Here is a 15,670-nt window from a genome sequence, read left to right as displayed (position 1 = left end):
TTACCTTTCTATTCCTTAAACCATAATATTCTATCACAAATAATGTTCGTTTTTTTGACACCGTGTCACAGTTAGATTAACAAATGCTACCGTTTTGTTAAATTAAAGGGCGTCTTTTGTAACATTAGTGTTTTTTACCAAATAATCGGGCAAAAAATCCGCGAATTCCGCCACGTTTACGACGATTTATGCGTGATTCCTCTGGCACTTGTTCATTCCTTATCGTCGTATTCGGTTCATCTGTCTTATCATTAACGTTAGTGTCGACTACTGATTGTGCCCCACTAGGTTGATCATTTGCTGAGCTTGTCGCATCAACTTTAATTGGTCCATTATTTATTTGAATGGTGTCTGTCGTTACAGCAGAATTGGTTCGCTGTGGCGCCTGTTTAACTTCCTCATTGCGTATATATTCAGCAATCATTTCATCTGTTAAGGCTGGCATAGCCAAAGTTTTTGACGTAACACCCAAACTAACAATTGTACGCCCCGTTTTACCGGTTTCATTACTTGTAGCATGCACTTCAATTTGACTCGGCACAATGTCATCTGGTAAGACTAGTTCAAATTCAAGATTTTCATCAACTGGTAATGAAATAACATGTTCATCACCAATGAAATGGACTGAAATGGAAACATCAGCTTGATTGACCTGTCCTTCTAATAGACGTTGACCATTTTGAGTTGAAATAACCGCAGTAATTACAGGTGCTGGTTGCTCAATAACCAATGATAGAGTTTCTTTACTGGTTTGCGTTGGTGATTGTGCCTCGATTGTCACGCTATCACCACTATTTGATGGCACCTTGGTTAGAAAACTCCCTGATTCATCAACGGTTACCGTTTCAAACTGTCCATTTGCATACTTCATGGTGATCACAACACCAGCTGTTGCCACGTGACCAATTACAGTTGTCCCCAAACTATTTGTTAATGTCGATGCTACCAAATTTAGTTTTGACTCACTCATATTGCGATCTCCATCCTTTAACTGTCGATATTAAGATAATTGTAACAGAAATTACAGACAACTTAAAATAATTGCTTACGTTCTAACAAAATTACGATTAATGGTTTTTCTCAATCAGCTAGCTGAGACGTTACCTATAAAGCCTATAAAAATAGCAAGCTGTCAATAAATCGACAACTTGCTACTTTTGCGGCTTAGATACTAATTTGTAATCACAGCCTTTTTATATTTAGACTAGTTTTAATTATGAACGAACAATTAAAGTATCAACCTTAGAAACGCGTGTAACATATTCTGTTACAGAACCAATCAATAGACGTTCAATTGCGTTCAATCCAGTTGCACCAATCATAATTAAGTCGCTACCGTACTTGCTTGGTGCTTGTTGTGCAATCACACTCTTTGGAGAACCATACTCGATTGCATATGCAACATTTTCTAAGCCAGCAGACTTAGCTTGTTCTAAATATGTTTCCAAAGTTTTCTTAGCTGTATTAGCGACTTGCTCAACCATAGTTGTTCTAAAATCAGTTACACTTTGGAATGAACGGGTATCAATAACATGTAGAATTTGTAACTTTGCATCTGGACCATTTTGAAGTGTCACCTTAATAGCACGTTCTAATGCTGCCTCAGCTTCTTTTGATCCATCAACAGGTACTAAAATATTCTTATAATTTACTTTTACATCAGCCATAACAGTTCCCCCTGTATATCCGACTATATTTGCAGTTTTACTACACCTTTATTATAACGTATTTCACACATTTTTTCACAGAAATGCATACGCGAATTTTAGAACAATATATATTATATTTATTTAAATAAAAGACGAACAACTACAACAGCCAATACGGTTGTCATTAAAGTACCTAAAATTACAAATAATCCACCTGGCAATGCAGCATCTTTTGTGATAAAAGTACTAACAACTAATAGTAGCGCATCAATACTAAATATCCAGCCAAACCAACGAGCAGGTTGTTTAGCCGCCTGCTCATTAATACCTAGAAAGCCTTTTTGATGTAAGAGTAAATAGATACCCAGGCCACCAATAATGATAGCAAATAATAAATACAAACTAAAAATCATAATTAAAGTCCTTTTCTCATATTGATTAAAAAAACCGTCCACCTCCGATAGTATTATCGAATATGGACGGCATTAATAACTATCAATTTGATAATTATTAATTATGGACACTTGCTTGGCGCCGTTAGTAAATTCAACTGAGTTGGCTCCGATTAAAGGTAAGTGGGTGAATTAGTCCGCTTTTACAACTACTGAGTGAAACAGCATGTTATAGCGGCATCCCGACATCCCCGAGCTAATTGGTTGTAAAGCAACTACAGAATGTAGAATTACGCGTACGCCCAAGGAATCCATCTATATTTTTATTATACTAATAAATCGATAAAATGAAAGACTTGACAAGCCATAATCGGTTCTCGTTATTTTTTTAACCCATTTTGTTGTGCCTGTCGTAATTTAGCATATTGTGCCTTATATGCTTGTTCAACCTTAGAATTTCCAGCTGGATTAAAATATGATGATCCACTTAACTTATCTGGCAGATACTGTTGTGGTACCCAATCTCCTGGATGGCCATGCGGATATACATAATCGACACCGTGTCCTAAATTTTTGGCACCAGCATAATGTGCATCTTTTAAATGGTCTGGGACATCACCAGTCCCTCCTTTTTGCACACGCGCAATCGCTTCATCAACTGCTGAAATTGCCGAATTTGATTTTGGTGATAGTGCTAATTCAATCACTGCATTCGCTAATGGAATACGTGCTTCGGGAAAGCCTAACTGCAATGCCGTTTGGACAGCCGTCACAGCTCTTTGGACAACAGCTGGATTAGCTAGACCAATATCTTCATACGCAATAACTTGTAAGCGACGAGCAATGATTGGTAAATCACCAGCTTCAATCAAACGTGCTAAATAGTGTAACGCCGCATCTGTATCACTACCGCGAATTGACTTTTGCAGAGCTGAAATCACATTATAGTGACCATCCCCATTCTTATCAGCAGTAATTGCCTTGCGCTGGACTGTTTCTTCAATAATAGCCAACGTAATATGAATATTACCATCATCATCTGGCTGCGTTGATCGAACTGCTAGTTCAAGGCCATTCAAAGCCGATCGTAAATCACCATTGGTCGCATATACAAGTTGTTTTTGTGCATCATTATCTAAAACAACTTTAAAATCACCCAAACCGCGCTCTTTATCTGTTAGTGCGTGATCAATAGCTAATTTCATATCATCTTCTGATAATGGCTTAACCTCAAAAATCTGTGTTCGAGAACGAATAGCTGGCAATATTGATAAATAAGGATTTTCAGTTGTTGCCCCAATCAAAATAATCTGGCCGCTTTCCAAATGTGGTAGCAAAAAATCTTGTTTTGTTTTATCTAAACGATGAATTTCATCTAATAGTAAAATAACAGTCCCAGACATTTTGGCTTCATCAGCGACCATCTGTAAATCTTTTTTACTATCAGTGGCTGCATTTAATATTCGAAAAGCATATTTAGTTGAACCAGCAATTGCACTAGCGATACTTGTCTTACCAGTGCCTGGTGGTCCATATAAAATCATAGATGATAGCATTTTAGCTGTTACCATCCGATTAATAATTTTACCGTCACCAACCAAATGCTGTTGACCAACTACTTCTCTAATCGAGCGTGGACGCATGCGATAAGCTAATGGTTGCTGCATTTCGCAAGACCTCCCTTCAGTCACTTAAAACAACTTTTTATACCATGGACTTTTTGTCTTTGATTCTGGCTGTGGTTCCTGTATTGATTGGTCTTGTTCGTTTGTTGTTACAACAATATCGACAATTTCTTGATGAACTGCCGTTTTAGCAGCCAACACAACCATAATATCTGACCGATCATAAACGTCGTCTGTTTTTAGTGTGAAACGCATTTTGTAATGTGATGCTAATTTCATAAATTTATCTAAAATAGCGCGATCTAAATGCCCATTTAAATATAGGGTTGCGTCTGGATATTTTGCCATCTGGCGCTCCCAAGCTTGCATATACCGGGGTTCACCAATATGTTCACGTGTCTGTATTGCGTATACACGTTCACGAAAATTTCCCAAATAATGATTTTGTTCATCGGGATTGACTTGGGGTGTCCCATATAGCCCTGCTTGGACATGTGGATCCATTGATTGTTTATCCATCAAAAAAACACTCCTTTTTAATAATTAGGTTAATTTTAACATAATCAAATCACAGCGACAATTTACCGGTAAGCAGTTAAACGTTATTAAAAAACACTCACGATTTTATCCCATCCTAACAGCTGGTTTCATCATAAGTGTTTTTATTTTTAGCCCATTAATAATGTATGCACACCGGCAATGATAACATAAACTAAATATATACCAAATAACCAATGTAATGTATTAAATAATTTTGGATAACGTCGTAATGCGGTATGACCTGCAAAATAAATAATTGTTGGCATCAACAAGACAACACCAAAAGCAAACACGCCCATTAACCGATTAGTGGGGATAATTGGCAATGTTAAGCTCATAGCTTGGCCTCCAGTTTTACATCAGGATATTTATTAGCAAACCAACGCTCAGCAAATTGGTTTTCAAACAAAAAGACAGGCTTTTCATGACGATCACGAACTAGTAAGTTACGTGATGATGCCATTCGAGGATCTAATTGTTCCGCATCAATCCAACGTGCAATCTTTGACCCCATTGGTTCTAACGTTACTTCGGTATTATATTCATTTTCCATTCTAAATTGGAAAACTTCAAACTGCAAAGCACCCACAGCACCGATAATATAATCACCAGAATCCCAAGCCGTATACATTTGAATTGTACCTTCTTGTACTAACTGGGTCACACCCTTATGGAATGACTTTTGCTTCAAAACATTCTTAGCATGTACGCGCATAAACAATTCTGGCGTAAATGTTGGTAACTCTTCAAAGGTTATTTCATGTTTACCAGCGTAAATTGTATCCCCAATTTGGAAGTTACCTGTATCGTAAATACCAATAATATCACCAGGATAAGCCTTCTCAACGTTCTCACGCGTATCAGCCATAAACTGGGTCACATTTGACAAACGAATTTTCTTTTTAGTACGTTGCAAAGTTACATCCATACCACGTTCAAACTCGCCCGACACAATCCGCAAAAAGGCAATTCGATCACGATGATTAGGATTCATATTGGCTTGAATTTTAAAGACAAACCCACTAAATTGTTCATCAGTTGGCTTAATTTTATCCCCTGCAACAGTATTTTTTGGTGCTGGTGCTGGTGCAAACTGCATGTACGTTTGCAAAAATGTTTCAATACCAAACCCCTGTAAAGCAGACCCAAAAAATACGGGTGTCAACTCACCGCGCATAACTGCTGATTCATCAAAAGTATTACCTGCATCTTGCAACATTTCAATTTCATCTCGGGTTTCATCCCATAGTGAATCTTCTTGAATAGGATTAGGTGCTATTAAATCAACACCTGCCTCATTAAGTGCTAAAAAGCGCTCTGTTGGATTAGTTGGCCGGTAAACTTCAACATTATTGTGATAACGATCAAATAAACCAGCTAAAATTTGACCCGATCCAATTGGCCAGTTCATTGGATAAGCATTGATACCAAGTGTACTTTCTAGTTCATCCACCAAATCCAATGGTTCGCGCCCATCACGATCTAACTTGTTAAAAAAAGTGAAAATTGGAATATGACGTTCACTAACAATTTCAAATAATTTTTTAGTTTGTGGCTCAATACCTTTAGCCGAATCAACAACCATGATAACTGAATCAACCGCCATCAAAGTACGATACGTATCTTCAGAAAAATCCTCGTGACCAGGAGTATCTAAAATATTGATTCGCTTATCATCAAAATCAAATTGTAATACTGATGATGTCACTGAAATACCACGTTTTTGTTCAATTTCCATCCAATCAGACTTTGCAAAATTACCTTTGCGCCCTTTAACGGTACCAGCCTCACGGACAACCCCACCAAGCTTTAATAGTTGCTCTGTAATTGTCGTTTTACCAGCATCCGGATGAGAAATAATAGCAAATGTACGCCATGTTTGCGTTTCTTCTTGTAGTGAAGCCATAATTTATCGTCCTTTTATTTTATTTATTATTTTAATTCATTTAAAAAAACTTAACAATTTAGTATAACTAATATTATCAATTGTTTCAATAGAAGCAAGCGACGGTTTAATTCATCCCAATAACAAAAAAAGATTACTTATCCAGTAATCTTTTTTGCTTATTTTATGACGACTATTGCTGACTATTGCGACGTTTTATTTCTAAATACCGTCGATACCACAAGTCAATATAGGCATCGGAAAATGGTCCTTGTTGATTATCAATCCAATCAACAAGAATTTTGACATGTTCACGCACAATATAATCAATGTCTGCCGGATAACGCCAGTGCGCTTTATGGAGTTCATATTCGTCTGTATCCAACAAACGTTTCTCACCATTTGGAAAAACTTTCACATCCAAATCGTAATCAACATATTTTAGCGCTTCTTTGTCTAATACAAATGGTGATGCTAAATTACAATAATACGATACGCCATTATCTCTAATCATCGCAACAATATTAAACCAATACTTACGATGAAAATAGACAATAGCTGGTTCACGTGTTACCCAACGTCGACCATCATCTTCAGTAACTAACGTATGATCATTTAGCCCAATAATTGCATTTTCGCTCGTTTTGAGCACCATTGTATCACGCCAAGTCCGATGTAAACTGCCATCATGCTTGTAGCTCTTAATCGTTACAAAGTCGCCCTCACGAGGTAATCGACTATCTTTCATTATCTTGAGCTTTCCGTATTTTCTACCAAAATTTTTTTCTACTTCATTGTATCACGCAAATCGGTAAAAAACACGACCAACTTAATGATGTTGTCGTAACCATTTATCAACTAAATTCAAATCATAACCCTTTCGATATAACATTGCTTTAACTTTTTGCTTAAATTCCCACCCCGTATAATCTGCATACCGATTGGCTGCAATGGTGGCATCACGATCTAAATTATCCCATTCTAACATTTCATCAGGTGTCTCATTTGAACGATAATTTTGAATGGCTTGCTTAATTAAATTTAAATCAAATCCTTGTTGTAACAATTTTTGTTGCGTTTTTTGCTCAGCCATAAACTTAGAATAACGGCTATTTTTTTCTAATAAATTGGCTACTCGCACTGTTAAAGCAGCAACTTGATCATCTACATCGTAGGCAACTAGCGCATCTTCAATGACAAATTTATCAATACCAGCTTGCTGTAACTTAAATTGCACCCCTCTTGGTCCTAACTTACCAGCAGATATCGCCTGATCAACATAAGTTTGTGCATATAATTCATCATTAATCACATGATCATCGGTTAAACGTTGTACAACTTCTTGAATCACATGCGCTGCATAACCACGTTCACTTAATTTTTGACTAACTTGCTGACTAGTACGCATTTGACCAGTTGCGTAAACTAAAGCTTGCGTATAGGCTTTTTGCTTAAATTCAGCTGCCTTAATTGTTTCAATGTCTGCATCCTCTAAATTAGCACCTTTGAATAAGTTGTATGTAATTAATACTTTTTCATCAACAGCAAATGCATAGTCGTCATCTAAATAAATATTATAACGACCAGCACGCCGTTGCTGTGTTACTTTCGTTACTGTTGGCATGACTTCCTCCATTCATTCTTTATTTTAACTGAAATAACAAAAAACAGCGAACCGCAATAATGCAGTACGCTGTTAATTAAAAATTTTAAATAAATGAAGACGTTCCAGGATTTAATTCAACAATCTTACCTGTACGCTTATAGATAATCCATTCTGCAATATCCGTTACATAATCTGATGTACGCTTTAGATAACCGGCGACTACTAAGTAATCAGTCGCTGCTGCCACTTGTTCAGGATCAGCTTTCATTGCTTCAATTGACATCTCACGAATATCACGTGTTACATCTGAAATGCCTGCTGCTACTTCTGAAATTGTCTCAGCAGCAATCGCATCATCATTAACATAATAATCCAGCACTTGTGATACCATTTTAGCAACGTTTGAACCAGTCTCACCAATTGTTTTTTCGATGGCAGCAACTCGCTTACTTCCTTTAACATGAATAGTTGAAATTGCGATATTACGCGCATTATCACCAATTCTTTCTAGGACTGAAACTGCTTTTAAAACTGTCATAATTTCGCGCAAATCAGTTGTGACTGGTTGATACAAGGCAATCATTTCAAAACTTTTCTTTTCAATTGCAATTTCACGTTGATTAATGGCATTATCACGATCAATAATTTCTTGAGCAAGTGTACGATTATGATCTAAAAATGCTTGTACTGCCTCATCCAAAGTTTCCGATACCAATAATCCCATTTCTTTAAAGGATGTATCCAAATCTGATAATTCATCATCAAAATATTGTCGCATTTCAATATTTCCTTTCTATTACTTTATCTTATCCTAAACTAAGTGCTAACCAAAACGTCCAGAGATATAATCTTGGGTCTCTTGTTTGTTTGGATCCAAAAATACTTTTTTCGTATTATCGAATTCAACCAAATTACCATCCATAAAAAAGGCCGTTTTATCTGAAATACGTGATGCTTGTGCCATTGAATGGGTGACGATAATCATCGTCAGCTGATTTCGTAGTTGCATCATCGTATCTTCTACCTTACTTGCTGACATCGGATCTAAGGCAGCAGTTGGCTCATCTAATAACATAATTTCAGGACCTGTTGCCAACGCACGCGCAATTGACACACGTTGTTGTTGACCCCCTGACAATGACAAAGCTGATTTGTGTAAAGTATCTTTTACTTCATCCCAAATAGCTGCTTGCTTTAAAGATTTTTCAACAGTCTCGTCCAAAAAGCCCTTATCTTTATGACCCGCTGTTCTTAACCCGAAAGCAACGTTATCATAAATCGAAAACGGAAACGGATTAGGCTGTTGAAACACCATACCGATTTTTTGTCGCAAATTAACCGTATCAGTATTTGGTGCATAAATATCTTGACCATTGAACATGAAAGTGCCATTAACTGTCACGTTATCTGCTAAGTCATGCATGCGATTGAGTGCTCGCAGGTATGTTGACTTTCCTGATCCTGAAGGGCCAATCAAAGCAGTAATATCATTCTTTTTAAATGAAAGATCAATACCATGTAGGGCTTCCTTTTTACCGTAGTAAAGATGAACATTTTCTGTTACTAAAATTTTATCTGTCATCTGATAATCCCCTTTAGCCGAAGTTTCCATTCACGTAATCAATCGTTAATTGTACCTTTGGTCGTGTGAATATCTTTCTTGTTAAGTCATATTCGATTACTTCACCCGCATGGAAAAAAGCGGTGTAATCTGAGATACGACTTGCTTGTTGCATATTATGCGTCACAATAATGATTGTATAATGCTTTTTTAATTCCATCAAAGTATCTTCAATCTTAGATGATGAAATTGGATCTAAAGCTGAGGCTGGCTCATCTAATAACAAAATATCTGGCTTCATGGCAATTGCACGTGCAATGACTAATCGTTGTTGTTGCCCACCTGACAATGACAAAGCTGACTTTTTCAAGTCATCCTTCACTTCATCCCACAACGCTGCTTGCTTCAACGAAGTTTCTACAATTTCAGCTAATTTTTTCTTATCATGCATACCATGTTGTTTTAACGCAAAGGTTATATTATCACTAATCGACTTCGCAAATGGATTAGGACGTTGAAACACCATACCAATATGTTTCCGCATTTCATAAACATCAATATCATGAGAATTAATATCCAGACCACGATACATAATTTGGCCACCAACTGTTGCCACATCATCATTCATACGATTTAACGAACGTAAAAATGTCGATTTACCAGAACCAGATGCACCAATTAGTGATGTTATTTTAAAACGTTCAAATGATAAATCTGCATTTTGTAATGCCACATTGTTACCGTATGCTACTTGTAGTTCTTTGGTAGACAAGGCAATTTCATGCTTCTCTTTATCCATTTGATAAATATGACGATCAGGTTGTGAACCCGTTAAATTTAAAGTTCCTTGTAAATTAGCCGTCATCACGACCCTCCTCTATTCTATTTTGTTGCTGTAAGATGCTTATACAAAACGCTACTCAAGAAACGAGCTAAGAAATTAAACAACAAAACAGCGATAATTAAGACTGCCGAAGCACCGGCTGAAACGGCGGCTGCATCAGGCATAATACCTTCTGAATTAACTTTCCAAATATGCACAGCCAAAGTTTCAGCAGGACGCATAATATTTAATGGACTAGCTGTATTGAACGGATTCCAGTCACCAAAGTCCAATGCTGGTGCTGATTGACCAGCTGTATAAATCAAAGCTGCTGCTTCACCAAAGACACGCCCTGCTGACAACACAACCCCAGTTACAATTGAAGGCACAGCGGCTGGCAAGATAATATGGCCAACTGTTTCCCAACGTGACAACCCTAAAGCAGCACCCGCTTCACGTTGTAGATTTGGAATACTACGTAGTGAATCCTCAACGGAACGTGTCAACAATGGTAAGTTAAAGAACGTTAGCGCAATTGCTCCTGAAAGAATAGAAAAACCTAATTTAAATTGAACAACAAACAATAAGAAGCCAAACAACCCAACAACAACTGAAGGTAATGATGACAAAATTTCAATTGCCGTACGTGTTAGCCGAACAAATTGGTTTTTCTGGTTAGCATACTCATGTAAGTAAATACCTGCTCCCAATGCGATGGGAAACGAAATAATCATCGTAATAATTAATAGGTAAAAGGAATTAAATAATTGGACACCAATACCACCACCTGCTGTAAATGCTGATGAAGGAGATGTTAAAAAGTGCCATGATAAGTGTGGCACACCTTGAACTAAAATATACCCCACTAAGGCAGCTAATACTAATATGACAAACCCAGCAATGGTATACAACATAACGCTTGCTAGCTTATCACTTTGTTTTGGGTTTAACATCTTAAATCGCTCCCTTCTTTGCAATTGCTCTAATAATGATATTAAAGACAAGTGACATCAACAATAAGATCAAAGCCAAACTCCATAGAACATTGTTTTCTAATGAGCCCATAACGGTATTACCAATACCTTGTGTCAAAATCGATGTCAATGTTGATGCCGGTGAAGTTAAGTCTTTTGGCATTAATGAGGCATTTCCAATTACCATTTGTACAGCCAAGGCTTCTCCGAATGCACGTGCCATACCAAAGACGACAGCCGTTAGAATACCAGGTGTCGCTGACCGTAAGATGACCTTATAAATTGTCTGCCATCTTGTTGCACCTAAGGCCAAAGCTGATTCGCGATAATGACGTGGTACTGATTTCAATGTATCAACAGTCATTGATGTCACTGTTGGTAAAATCATAACGAATAGCACCATTGCACCTGCTAAAATACCAAATCCAGAGCCACCGAATAAATAACGTAGTGTTGGCACAATTACAGACAAACCAATAAATCCATAAACAACCGATGGAATACCAACTAACAATTCTGTAACTGGGCCTAATATTTTAGCACCACGTTTTGGGGAAATTTCAGTCATAAAGACTGCTGTTCCAATCGCAAATGGTGTTGCAATCAAAGCAGCTAATAATGTGACCAAAAATGAGCCTGTAATCATTGGTAGCGCACCGGTTAATGGTGTACCATTTGCATCCGTTTGACCCGGCGCCCAATTTTTACCTGACAGAAAATCCCAAAGGTTAACTTTGTTACTAAAAAATGTTGCCAGTCCTTTTGAAGCGACAAACCAGAAAATTGAAACAACAACCAAAACTATCAACAATAATGCTGAAAAAGTAATCACACGGCCAAATTGATCTTTTTTGCTTGCCCTTGATTTTTTTAATAGTGATTCACGAATTAAATCCATGGCCTAAACTCCTTAGTTTGTTTTACTTAAATTACCTGCTTCATCACGTTCAACACGCATATCATGAATTGATATATACCCTAATTGAGGGACCAGTGTTTGCTGAATACGCTTTGAATCGATATATGACAAGAATTCTTTTACTTTGCCGGTTGGTTGACCATTCGTATAAATATGTTCATACGACCAAATTGGCCAGTTACCATTAATAACGTTCTGGTTAGTTGCTTTGACACCATCAAGCGTGGCTGCTACCACTGAATCATCTAAGTAAGCAAACGATGCATATGATATTGCTCCTGGTGTGCTACTAACAATTGACCGCACCATTCCTGAAGAATCTTGTTCTTGTGCTGATGCAGATTGTGCACCACGCAATCCCCATTTTTCAAAAGTTGCACGAGTTCCTGAACCAGCAGCACGATTAACCAAAACAATTGGCATATCAGTGCCACCCACTTCACGCCAGTTCGTAATCTTTTTCGTAAAGATATCAATTAACTGGTTTTGTGTTAACTGTTTGACATGAGCTTGTTTATTAATCATTGGTGCAATACCAACAACACTCACACGATGGTCAACTAATTTTTTAGGGTTGATGCCCTCTTTTTCACCAGCAAACATGTCTGAATTACCTAAATCAACTGCGCCCGTTTGTACCTGTGCTAGTCCTGTACCAGTACCACCACCTTGAACATTGACATGAACGCCTAAATTATTGTTAGCAAATTCTTCTCCTGCTGCTTCAACAAGTGGCTGCAATGCTGTTGACCCGACTGCAGTGATGTTAACATCACTATTTTTTTGTCGTGTTGTGTAACCAAACGTTAACAGGCCGCCAGCAATAAGGATAATCACTGCGCTTATTAACCAATTGCGTTTCATTCGTGAACGCCTCCTAAATTTCTTTTCAATTACTATTGTTTTATTATGCCTAATGTTTGTAAATGTGAAACCTTTTTTATGTAAATTTTTTCTTTACATTAATAATTTTGCCAAATAATCGTCCAACATTGCCGTTGACAAATCATCTTTCTTCCTTGACTAACAACCTTTAATGGTTTACTTGGTTGCACTGACATCCCCGCATTATTTAACCTAATTTTTACTGATTGGTCTATTAAGAAAATGGTTAATCGCCGTTGTCCGGTAAGTGGCAATTGTGGTTGCGTCATAATTAATAATTGCTGTGCAACTATTTTGCCCCCAATCAACCAAGTTAATAAACCCGTTAACACTGTACGCCAATCACACTGCCATGTTAAACAACTAAAATCTCCCGTTATTGATAATGGATCTGCCCACATTAATGTTTGGATACTTAGTAATGATTGCTCTAAATATATTTGGTACATTAAACGATGATAAACATGTTCCCAAAGATAATTATCTTCCCAAGTTAAATCAAAGCGTTGCCAAAAATCCTGCCACTTTTCTTTTTGCTTTTGAAACAACACCTTGAAATCTTGTGTTTCTAACCATAGTTTATCATATGCTTTATATTCTATATGATTATTTATCTCTCTTTTTTTTCCGTTGCTAGCTAAGTTAATCCCATTAGGCACAATCGCCGTCAACGTGGTCGTCTCTTGCGCTTCAAACACCATGCGATAACCCAACCACTGCTTAGTTTCAGTAGCCCGTAATTCAATTATCAACAGCTGACTTGTGGGCGACCAGACAAATTTTCTGACGCGACACCCTAAGCGATACATTTCTATACTGGTCCAAAACAACATTGTTCGCATTTCAAGCAGTTGATTTGCTGTTAATAATTGCACCATCGTCACTGGTATTTGTACCGGTTGCCTATAAACACTACGTTCACACCATTTAGCCACTTGATTAATCGTGACGTTTTTTGGACAACCATCAAATTGTAACTTAATCATCCAATTTTTTGACCAGTCGTATACCCAAAATTGCGTTAATAAATACCATGTTATGTTAGCCTGATTACTAAAACCCTCATCACTAATTTTTATGGTACCACCTGTAACGACTTGTTTTATTTGTTCAAATAGTTTTTGATATATTTGTTCATCTGTACGATCAGTCCAACACCCCAAATTAACACGATTAGCAAGAATGTGTGTTGCGTTTAAGTGTAGGGTTAATGCTTTCATTCCTTCATCCTCTATATCATTTACTTAATTTTGATTATATAAAGGATGAATATAAAATAAAACGCCAGACACAGCTAATTTTTTACTAACCATCCTGACGATTCGTCTTTTATTATTACACAATTTTCCAGTCATCCAAGGAATCTACCCAATGTGTTGGCTGTTTACTTTCTTTTGCCACCACCGCTTTTTTTGAAACCCCAGAATACACTAGTAACGTATCAATATCTGCATGTAAACCGGCTTTAATATCGGTATTATAATTATCGCCAACCATTAATGCTTGATCATGATTAAGGTGCAATTTTTCTAGTGCGCCCTTCATAATAATATCTTCTGGTTTACCAATAATAACTGGCGCTGGTTCAACAGCTGTTGCCAAAAATGCCACTACAGAGCCAGCACCTGGTACCATACCACGTTCGGTTGGTAAATTAGTGTCCGGATTTGTTGCAACAAATCTAGCACCCTGTTGAATGGCTAATGTCCCTTGTAAAATTTTTTCATATGTGACATCCCGATCCAAACCAATCGCCACCGCATCTGCAGGCGCCTTAGTTACGAGTTCAAAACCTTTATCTAACAGAGCTGCTTTTAGGCCGTCTTCACCAATCATTAAAACGCGGTGAACATCATCAAACTTAGCTAAATAATCTGCTAGTGCCATTCCTGACGTGTACACTTGATTTGCAGTAGTTGGAATTTGATGGTTTTGCGTCAAATTTTGAGCAACTGCTTCTGGCGTTTTAGTAGAATTATTTGTCACAAACAAATATTCCACTTGCTTATCAATCAATCGTTGCACAAAGCGTTGTCCACTCGGCATTTTCTTTGTACCTTTGTAAATAGTACCATCCAAATCGATTAAGTAACCGTCATAACGTTTTGTCATGATTCCTCCTTATTCTTTCTCTGCATTCTTTGATCGCTCACGAACTTGAAAGTGTCGGTGTTTTTTTGATCCAGACGTAGCAACAGAATTTGAACGCTTACCAACATGTTTTGCTGGTTGATTAGCCGTATTCACCTTTTCTTTAATAACAGGCGTTTTTTTACGCTTTTTATTATCACGATGATTTTGTGATTTATTATTCTTGTTATTAGTTTTACTATTAGGCTGTTTAGCCTTATTAGCCCCATTTTTATGCTGACGTCGCCGTCTTTTCGGCTTTGAAACATCCTTTTCTTCAACTTCGACAACCTCATGAGGTGCTAAATTTTCTAACACAAAAAATGGTGCACCAAAATTAGCTTGCTCATACAAAAAATCTTGGAGTGCCGCAATTTGTTGACTTCGGGCAATCCCTTTTGTCCCATCTTTATAAAAGCCTTGTAATCGCAACTGATCAGCAGCAATATCACCAACTAAATAGTCATATTTTTCTAAAAAATCACTAAAGCGGGCGGCCAATTTTTGTTGATCATATGCTTCGCGATAATTTTTGACTAAACGATATGGTCGATCATTGATAAAAATATCTGTTGCTGTTTCTCCTGTTGTAATAGCTGTACTAGCTTGACGCTCAATAAATTGGGCATCAGCTAATTCTTTCATTCGTTCTCGATTCATTAATTTTTTCTCTCTATCACA

At 37.2% G+C, this 15,670-nt stretch carries 18 protein-coding genes; all 18 read right to left on the bottom strand.

Annotated features, from left to right (window positions below):
* Window positions 1-124: 124 nt before the first annotated feature.
* The 18 genes from FFM55_RS02490 to FFM55_RS02405 all read right to left on the bottom strand — a co-directional run bounded on the left by FFM55_RS02490 (window position 125) and on the right by FFM55_RS02405 (window position 15,649).
* The gene (locus FFM55_RS02490; protein WP_042491608.1) at window positions 125-970 is read right to left on the bottom strand and encodes a hypothetical protein; all 846 of its coding nucleotides are present in this window, start codon (window positions 968-970) and stop codon (window positions 125-127) included.
* Between the two features lie 244 nt (window positions 971-1,214).
* The gene (locus FFM55_RS02485) at window positions 1,215-1,667 is read right to left on the bottom strand and encodes a universal stress protein (RefSeq protein WP_042491610.1); all 453 of its coding nucleotides are present in this window, start codon (window positions 1,665-1,667) and stop codon (window positions 1,215-1,217) included.
* Window positions 1,668-1,786: 119 nt separating this feature from the next.
* Window positions 1,787-2,062 carry a hypothetical protein gene (locus FFM55_RS02480; RefSeq protein WP_042491611.1) on the bottom strand — a complete coding sequence of 92 codons (276 nt, stop codon included), beginning with the start codon at window positions 2,060-2,062 and terminating at the stop codon, window positions 1,787-1,789.
* Window positions 2,063-2,421: 359 nt separating this feature from the next.
* Window positions 2,422-3,708 carry a replication-associated recombination protein A gene (locus FFM55_RS02475; protein WP_042491613.1) on the bottom strand — a complete coding sequence of 429 codons (1,287 nt, stop codon included), beginning with the start codon at window positions 3,706-3,708 and terminating at the stop codon, window positions 2,422-2,424.
* A 24-nt stretch (window positions 3,709-3,732) separates the two neighbouring features.
* A complete protein-coding gene (locus FFM55_RS02470) occupies window positions 3,733-4,185 on the bottom strand; it encodes a YueI family protein (RefSeq protein ID WP_042491614.1) in 453 nt (150 codons plus the stop codon).
* 149 nt (window positions 4,186-4,334) lie between these two features.
* Complete coding sequence (locus tag FFM55_RS02465) at window positions 4,335-4,544, bottom strand: hypothetical protein (RefSeq protein ID WP_137600444.1); 210 nt, start codon at window positions 4,542-4,544, stop codon at window positions 4,335-4,337.
* Window positions 4,541-6,112 (bottom strand): peptide chain release factor 3, encoded by a 1,572-nt coding sequence (locus FFM55_RS02460; RefSeq protein WP_137600443.1) that lies wholly within the window; start codon window positions 6,110-6,112, stop codon window positions 4,541-4,543. The genes FFM55_RS02465 and FFM55_RS02460 overlap by 4 nt, the downstream gene beginning before the upstream one ends.
* 172 nt (window positions 6,113-6,284) lie before the next feature.
* Complete coding sequence (gene ntdP / locus FFM55_RS02455; protein ID WP_042491619.1) at window positions 6,285-6,839, bottom strand: nucleoside tri-diphosphate phosphatase; 555 nt, start codon at window positions 6,837-6,839, stop codon at window positions 6,285-6,287.
* Between the two features lie 81 nt (window positions 6,840-6,920).
* Window positions 6,921-7,715, bottom strand: coding sequence for a RecX family transcriptional regulator (locus FFM55_RS02450; RefSeq protein ID WP_042491620.1), 795 nt, complete (start codon window positions 7,713-7,715; stop codon window positions 6,921-6,923).
* Between the two features lie 85 nt (window positions 7,716-7,800).
* The gene (gene phoU, locus FFM55_RS02445) at window positions 7,801-8,475 is read right to left on the bottom strand and encodes a phosphate signaling complex protein PhoU (RefSeq protein WP_042491621.1); all 675 of its coding nucleotides are present in this window, start codon (window positions 8,473-8,475) and stop codon (window positions 7,801-7,803) included.
* A 45-nt stretch (window positions 8,476-8,520) separates the two neighbouring features.
* Window positions 8,521-9,279: a phosphate ABC transporter ATP-binding protein PstB gene (pstB, locus tag FFM55_RS02440; RefSeq protein WP_042491622.1), complete on the bottom strand. Its 759-nt coding sequence runs from the start codon at window positions 9,277-9,279 to the stop codon at window positions 8,521-8,523.
* A gap of 13 nt (window positions 9,280-9,292) precedes the next feature.
* On the bottom strand, window positions 9,293-10,123 hold the full coding sequence (pstB, locus tag FFM55_RS02435; RefSeq protein ID WP_042491624.1) for a phosphate ABC transporter ATP-binding protein PstB: 831 nt from the start codon (window positions 10,121-10,123) through the stop codon (window positions 9,293-9,295).
* 17 nt (window positions 10,124-10,140) lie between these two features.
* The gene (gene pstA / locus FFM55_RS02430; RefSeq protein WP_042491625.1) at window positions 10,141-11,034 is read right to left on the bottom strand and encodes a phosphate ABC transporter permease PstA; all 894 of its coding nucleotides are present in this window, start codon (window positions 11,032-11,034) and stop codon (window positions 10,141-10,143) included.
* A gap of 1 nt (window position 11,035) precedes the next feature.
* The gene (gene pstC / locus FFM55_RS02425; protein ID WP_137600442.1) at window positions 11,036-11,953 is read right to left on the bottom strand and encodes a phosphate ABC transporter permease subunit PstC; all 918 of its coding nucleotides are present in this window, start codon (window positions 11,951-11,953) and stop codon (window positions 11,036-11,038) included.
* A 12-nt stretch (window positions 11,954-11,965) separates the two neighbouring features.
* Window positions 11,966-12,838 (bottom strand): phosphate ABC transporter substrate-binding protein PstS family protein, encoded by an 873-nt coding sequence (locus FFM55_RS02420; protein ID WP_042491627.1) that lies wholly within the window; start codon window positions 12,836-12,838, stop codon window positions 11,966-11,968.
* Window positions 12,839-12,936: 98 nt separating this feature from the next.
* Window positions 12,937-14,079, bottom strand: coding sequence for a hypothetical protein (locus FFM55_RS02415; RefSeq protein WP_042491629.1), 1,143 nt, complete (start codon window positions 14,077-14,079; stop codon window positions 12,937-12,939).
* A gap of 115 nt (window positions 14,080-14,194) precedes the next feature.
* The gene (locus tag FFM55_RS02410) at window positions 14,195-14,971 is read right to left on the bottom strand and encodes a TIGR01457 family HAD-type hydrolase (protein WP_042491630.1); all 777 of its coding nucleotides are present in this window, start codon (window positions 14,969-14,971) and stop codon (window positions 14,195-14,197) included.
* 9 nt (window positions 14,972-14,980) lie between these two features.
* On the bottom strand, window positions 14,981-15,649 hold the full coding sequence (locus FFM55_RS02405; RefSeq protein ID WP_042491632.1) for a YutD family protein: 669 nt from the start codon (window positions 15,647-15,649) through the stop codon (window positions 14,981-14,983).
* Between the last annotated feature and the right edge of the window lie 21 nt (window positions 15,650-15,670).

The organism is Weissella sagaensis (assembly GCF_005405285.1).
Taxonomy (GTDB): domain Bacteria; phylum Bacillota; class Bacilli; order Lactobacillales; family Lactobacillaceae; genus Weissella; species Weissella sagaensis.
This window is presented reverse-complemented; position numbering and strand designations above follow the sequence as displayed.

Excerpts from the sequence above, each read along its gene's own strand:
- ntdP (WP_042491619.1), bottom strand. The coding sequence starts at position 6,839 with ATGAAAGATAGTCGATTACCTCGTGAGGGCGACTTTGTAACGATTAAG.
- FFM55_RS02480 (WP_042491611.1), bottom strand. The coding sequence starts at position 2,062 with ATGATTTTTAGTTTGTATTTATTATTTGCTATCATTATTGGTGGCCTG.
- FFM55_RS02415 (WP_042491629.1), bottom strand. The coding sequence starts at position 14,079 with ATGAAAGCATTAACCCTACACTTAAACGCAACACACATTCTTGCTAAT.
- FFM55_RS02420 (WP_042491627.1), bottom strand. The coding sequence starts at position 12,838 with ATGAAACGCAATTGGTTAATAAGCGCAGTGATTATCCTTATTGCTGGC.
- FFM55_RS02450 (WP_042491620.1), bottom strand. The coding sequence starts at position 7,715 with ATGCCAACAGTAACGAAAGTAACACAGCAACGGCGTGCTGGTCGTTAT.
- FFM55_RS02485 (WP_042491610.1), bottom strand. The coding sequence starts at position 1,667 with ATGGCTGATGTAAAAGTAAATTATAAGAATATTTTAGTACCTGTTGAT.
- FFM55_RS02470 (WP_042491614.1), bottom strand. The coding sequence starts at position 4,185 with ATGGATAAACAATCAATGGATCCACATGTCCAAGCAGGGCTATATGGG.
- pstC (WP_137600442.1), bottom strand. The coding sequence starts at position 11,953 with ATGGATTTAATTCGTGAATCACTATTAAAAAAATCAAGGGCAAGCAAA.
- FFM55_RS02405 (WP_042491632.1), bottom strand. The coding sequence starts at position 15,649 with ATGAATCGAGAACGAATGAAAGAATTAGCTGATGCCCAATTTATTGAG.
- pstA (WP_042491625.1), bottom strand. The coding sequence starts at position 11,034 with ATGTTAAACCCAAAACAAAGTGATAAGCTAGCAAGCGTTATGTTGTAT.
- pstB (WP_042491624.1), bottom strand. The coding sequence starts at position 10,123 with ATGACGGCTAATTTACAAGGAACTTTAAATTTAACGGGTTCACAACCT.
- pstB (WP_042491622.1), bottom strand. The coding sequence starts at position 9,279 with ATGACAGATAAAATTTTAGTAACAGAAAATGTTCATCTTTACTACGGT.
- FFM55_RS02475 (WP_042491613.1), bottom strand. The coding sequence starts at position 3,708 with ATGCAGCAACCATTAGCTTATCGCATGCGTCCACGCTCGATTAGAGAA.
- FFM55_RS02460 (WP_137600443.1), bottom strand. The coding sequence starts at position 6,112 with ATGGCTTCACTACAAGAAGAAACGCAAACATGGCGTACATTTGCTATT.
- FFM55_RS02465 (WP_137600444.1), bottom strand. The coding sequence starts at position 4,544 with ATGAGCTTAACATTGCCAATTATCCCCACTAATCGGTTAATGGGCGTG.
- FFM55_RS02490 (WP_042491608.1), bottom strand. The coding sequence starts at position 970 with ATGAGTGAGTCAAAACTAAATTTGGTAGCATCGACATTAACAAATAGT.
- FFM55_RS02410 (WP_042491630.1), bottom strand. The coding sequence starts at position 14,971 with ATGACAAAACGTTATGACGGTTACTTAATCGATTTGGATGGTACTATT.
- phoU (WP_042491621.1), bottom strand. The coding sequence starts at position 8,475 with ATGCGACAATATTTTGATGATGAATTATCAGATTTGGATACATCCTTT.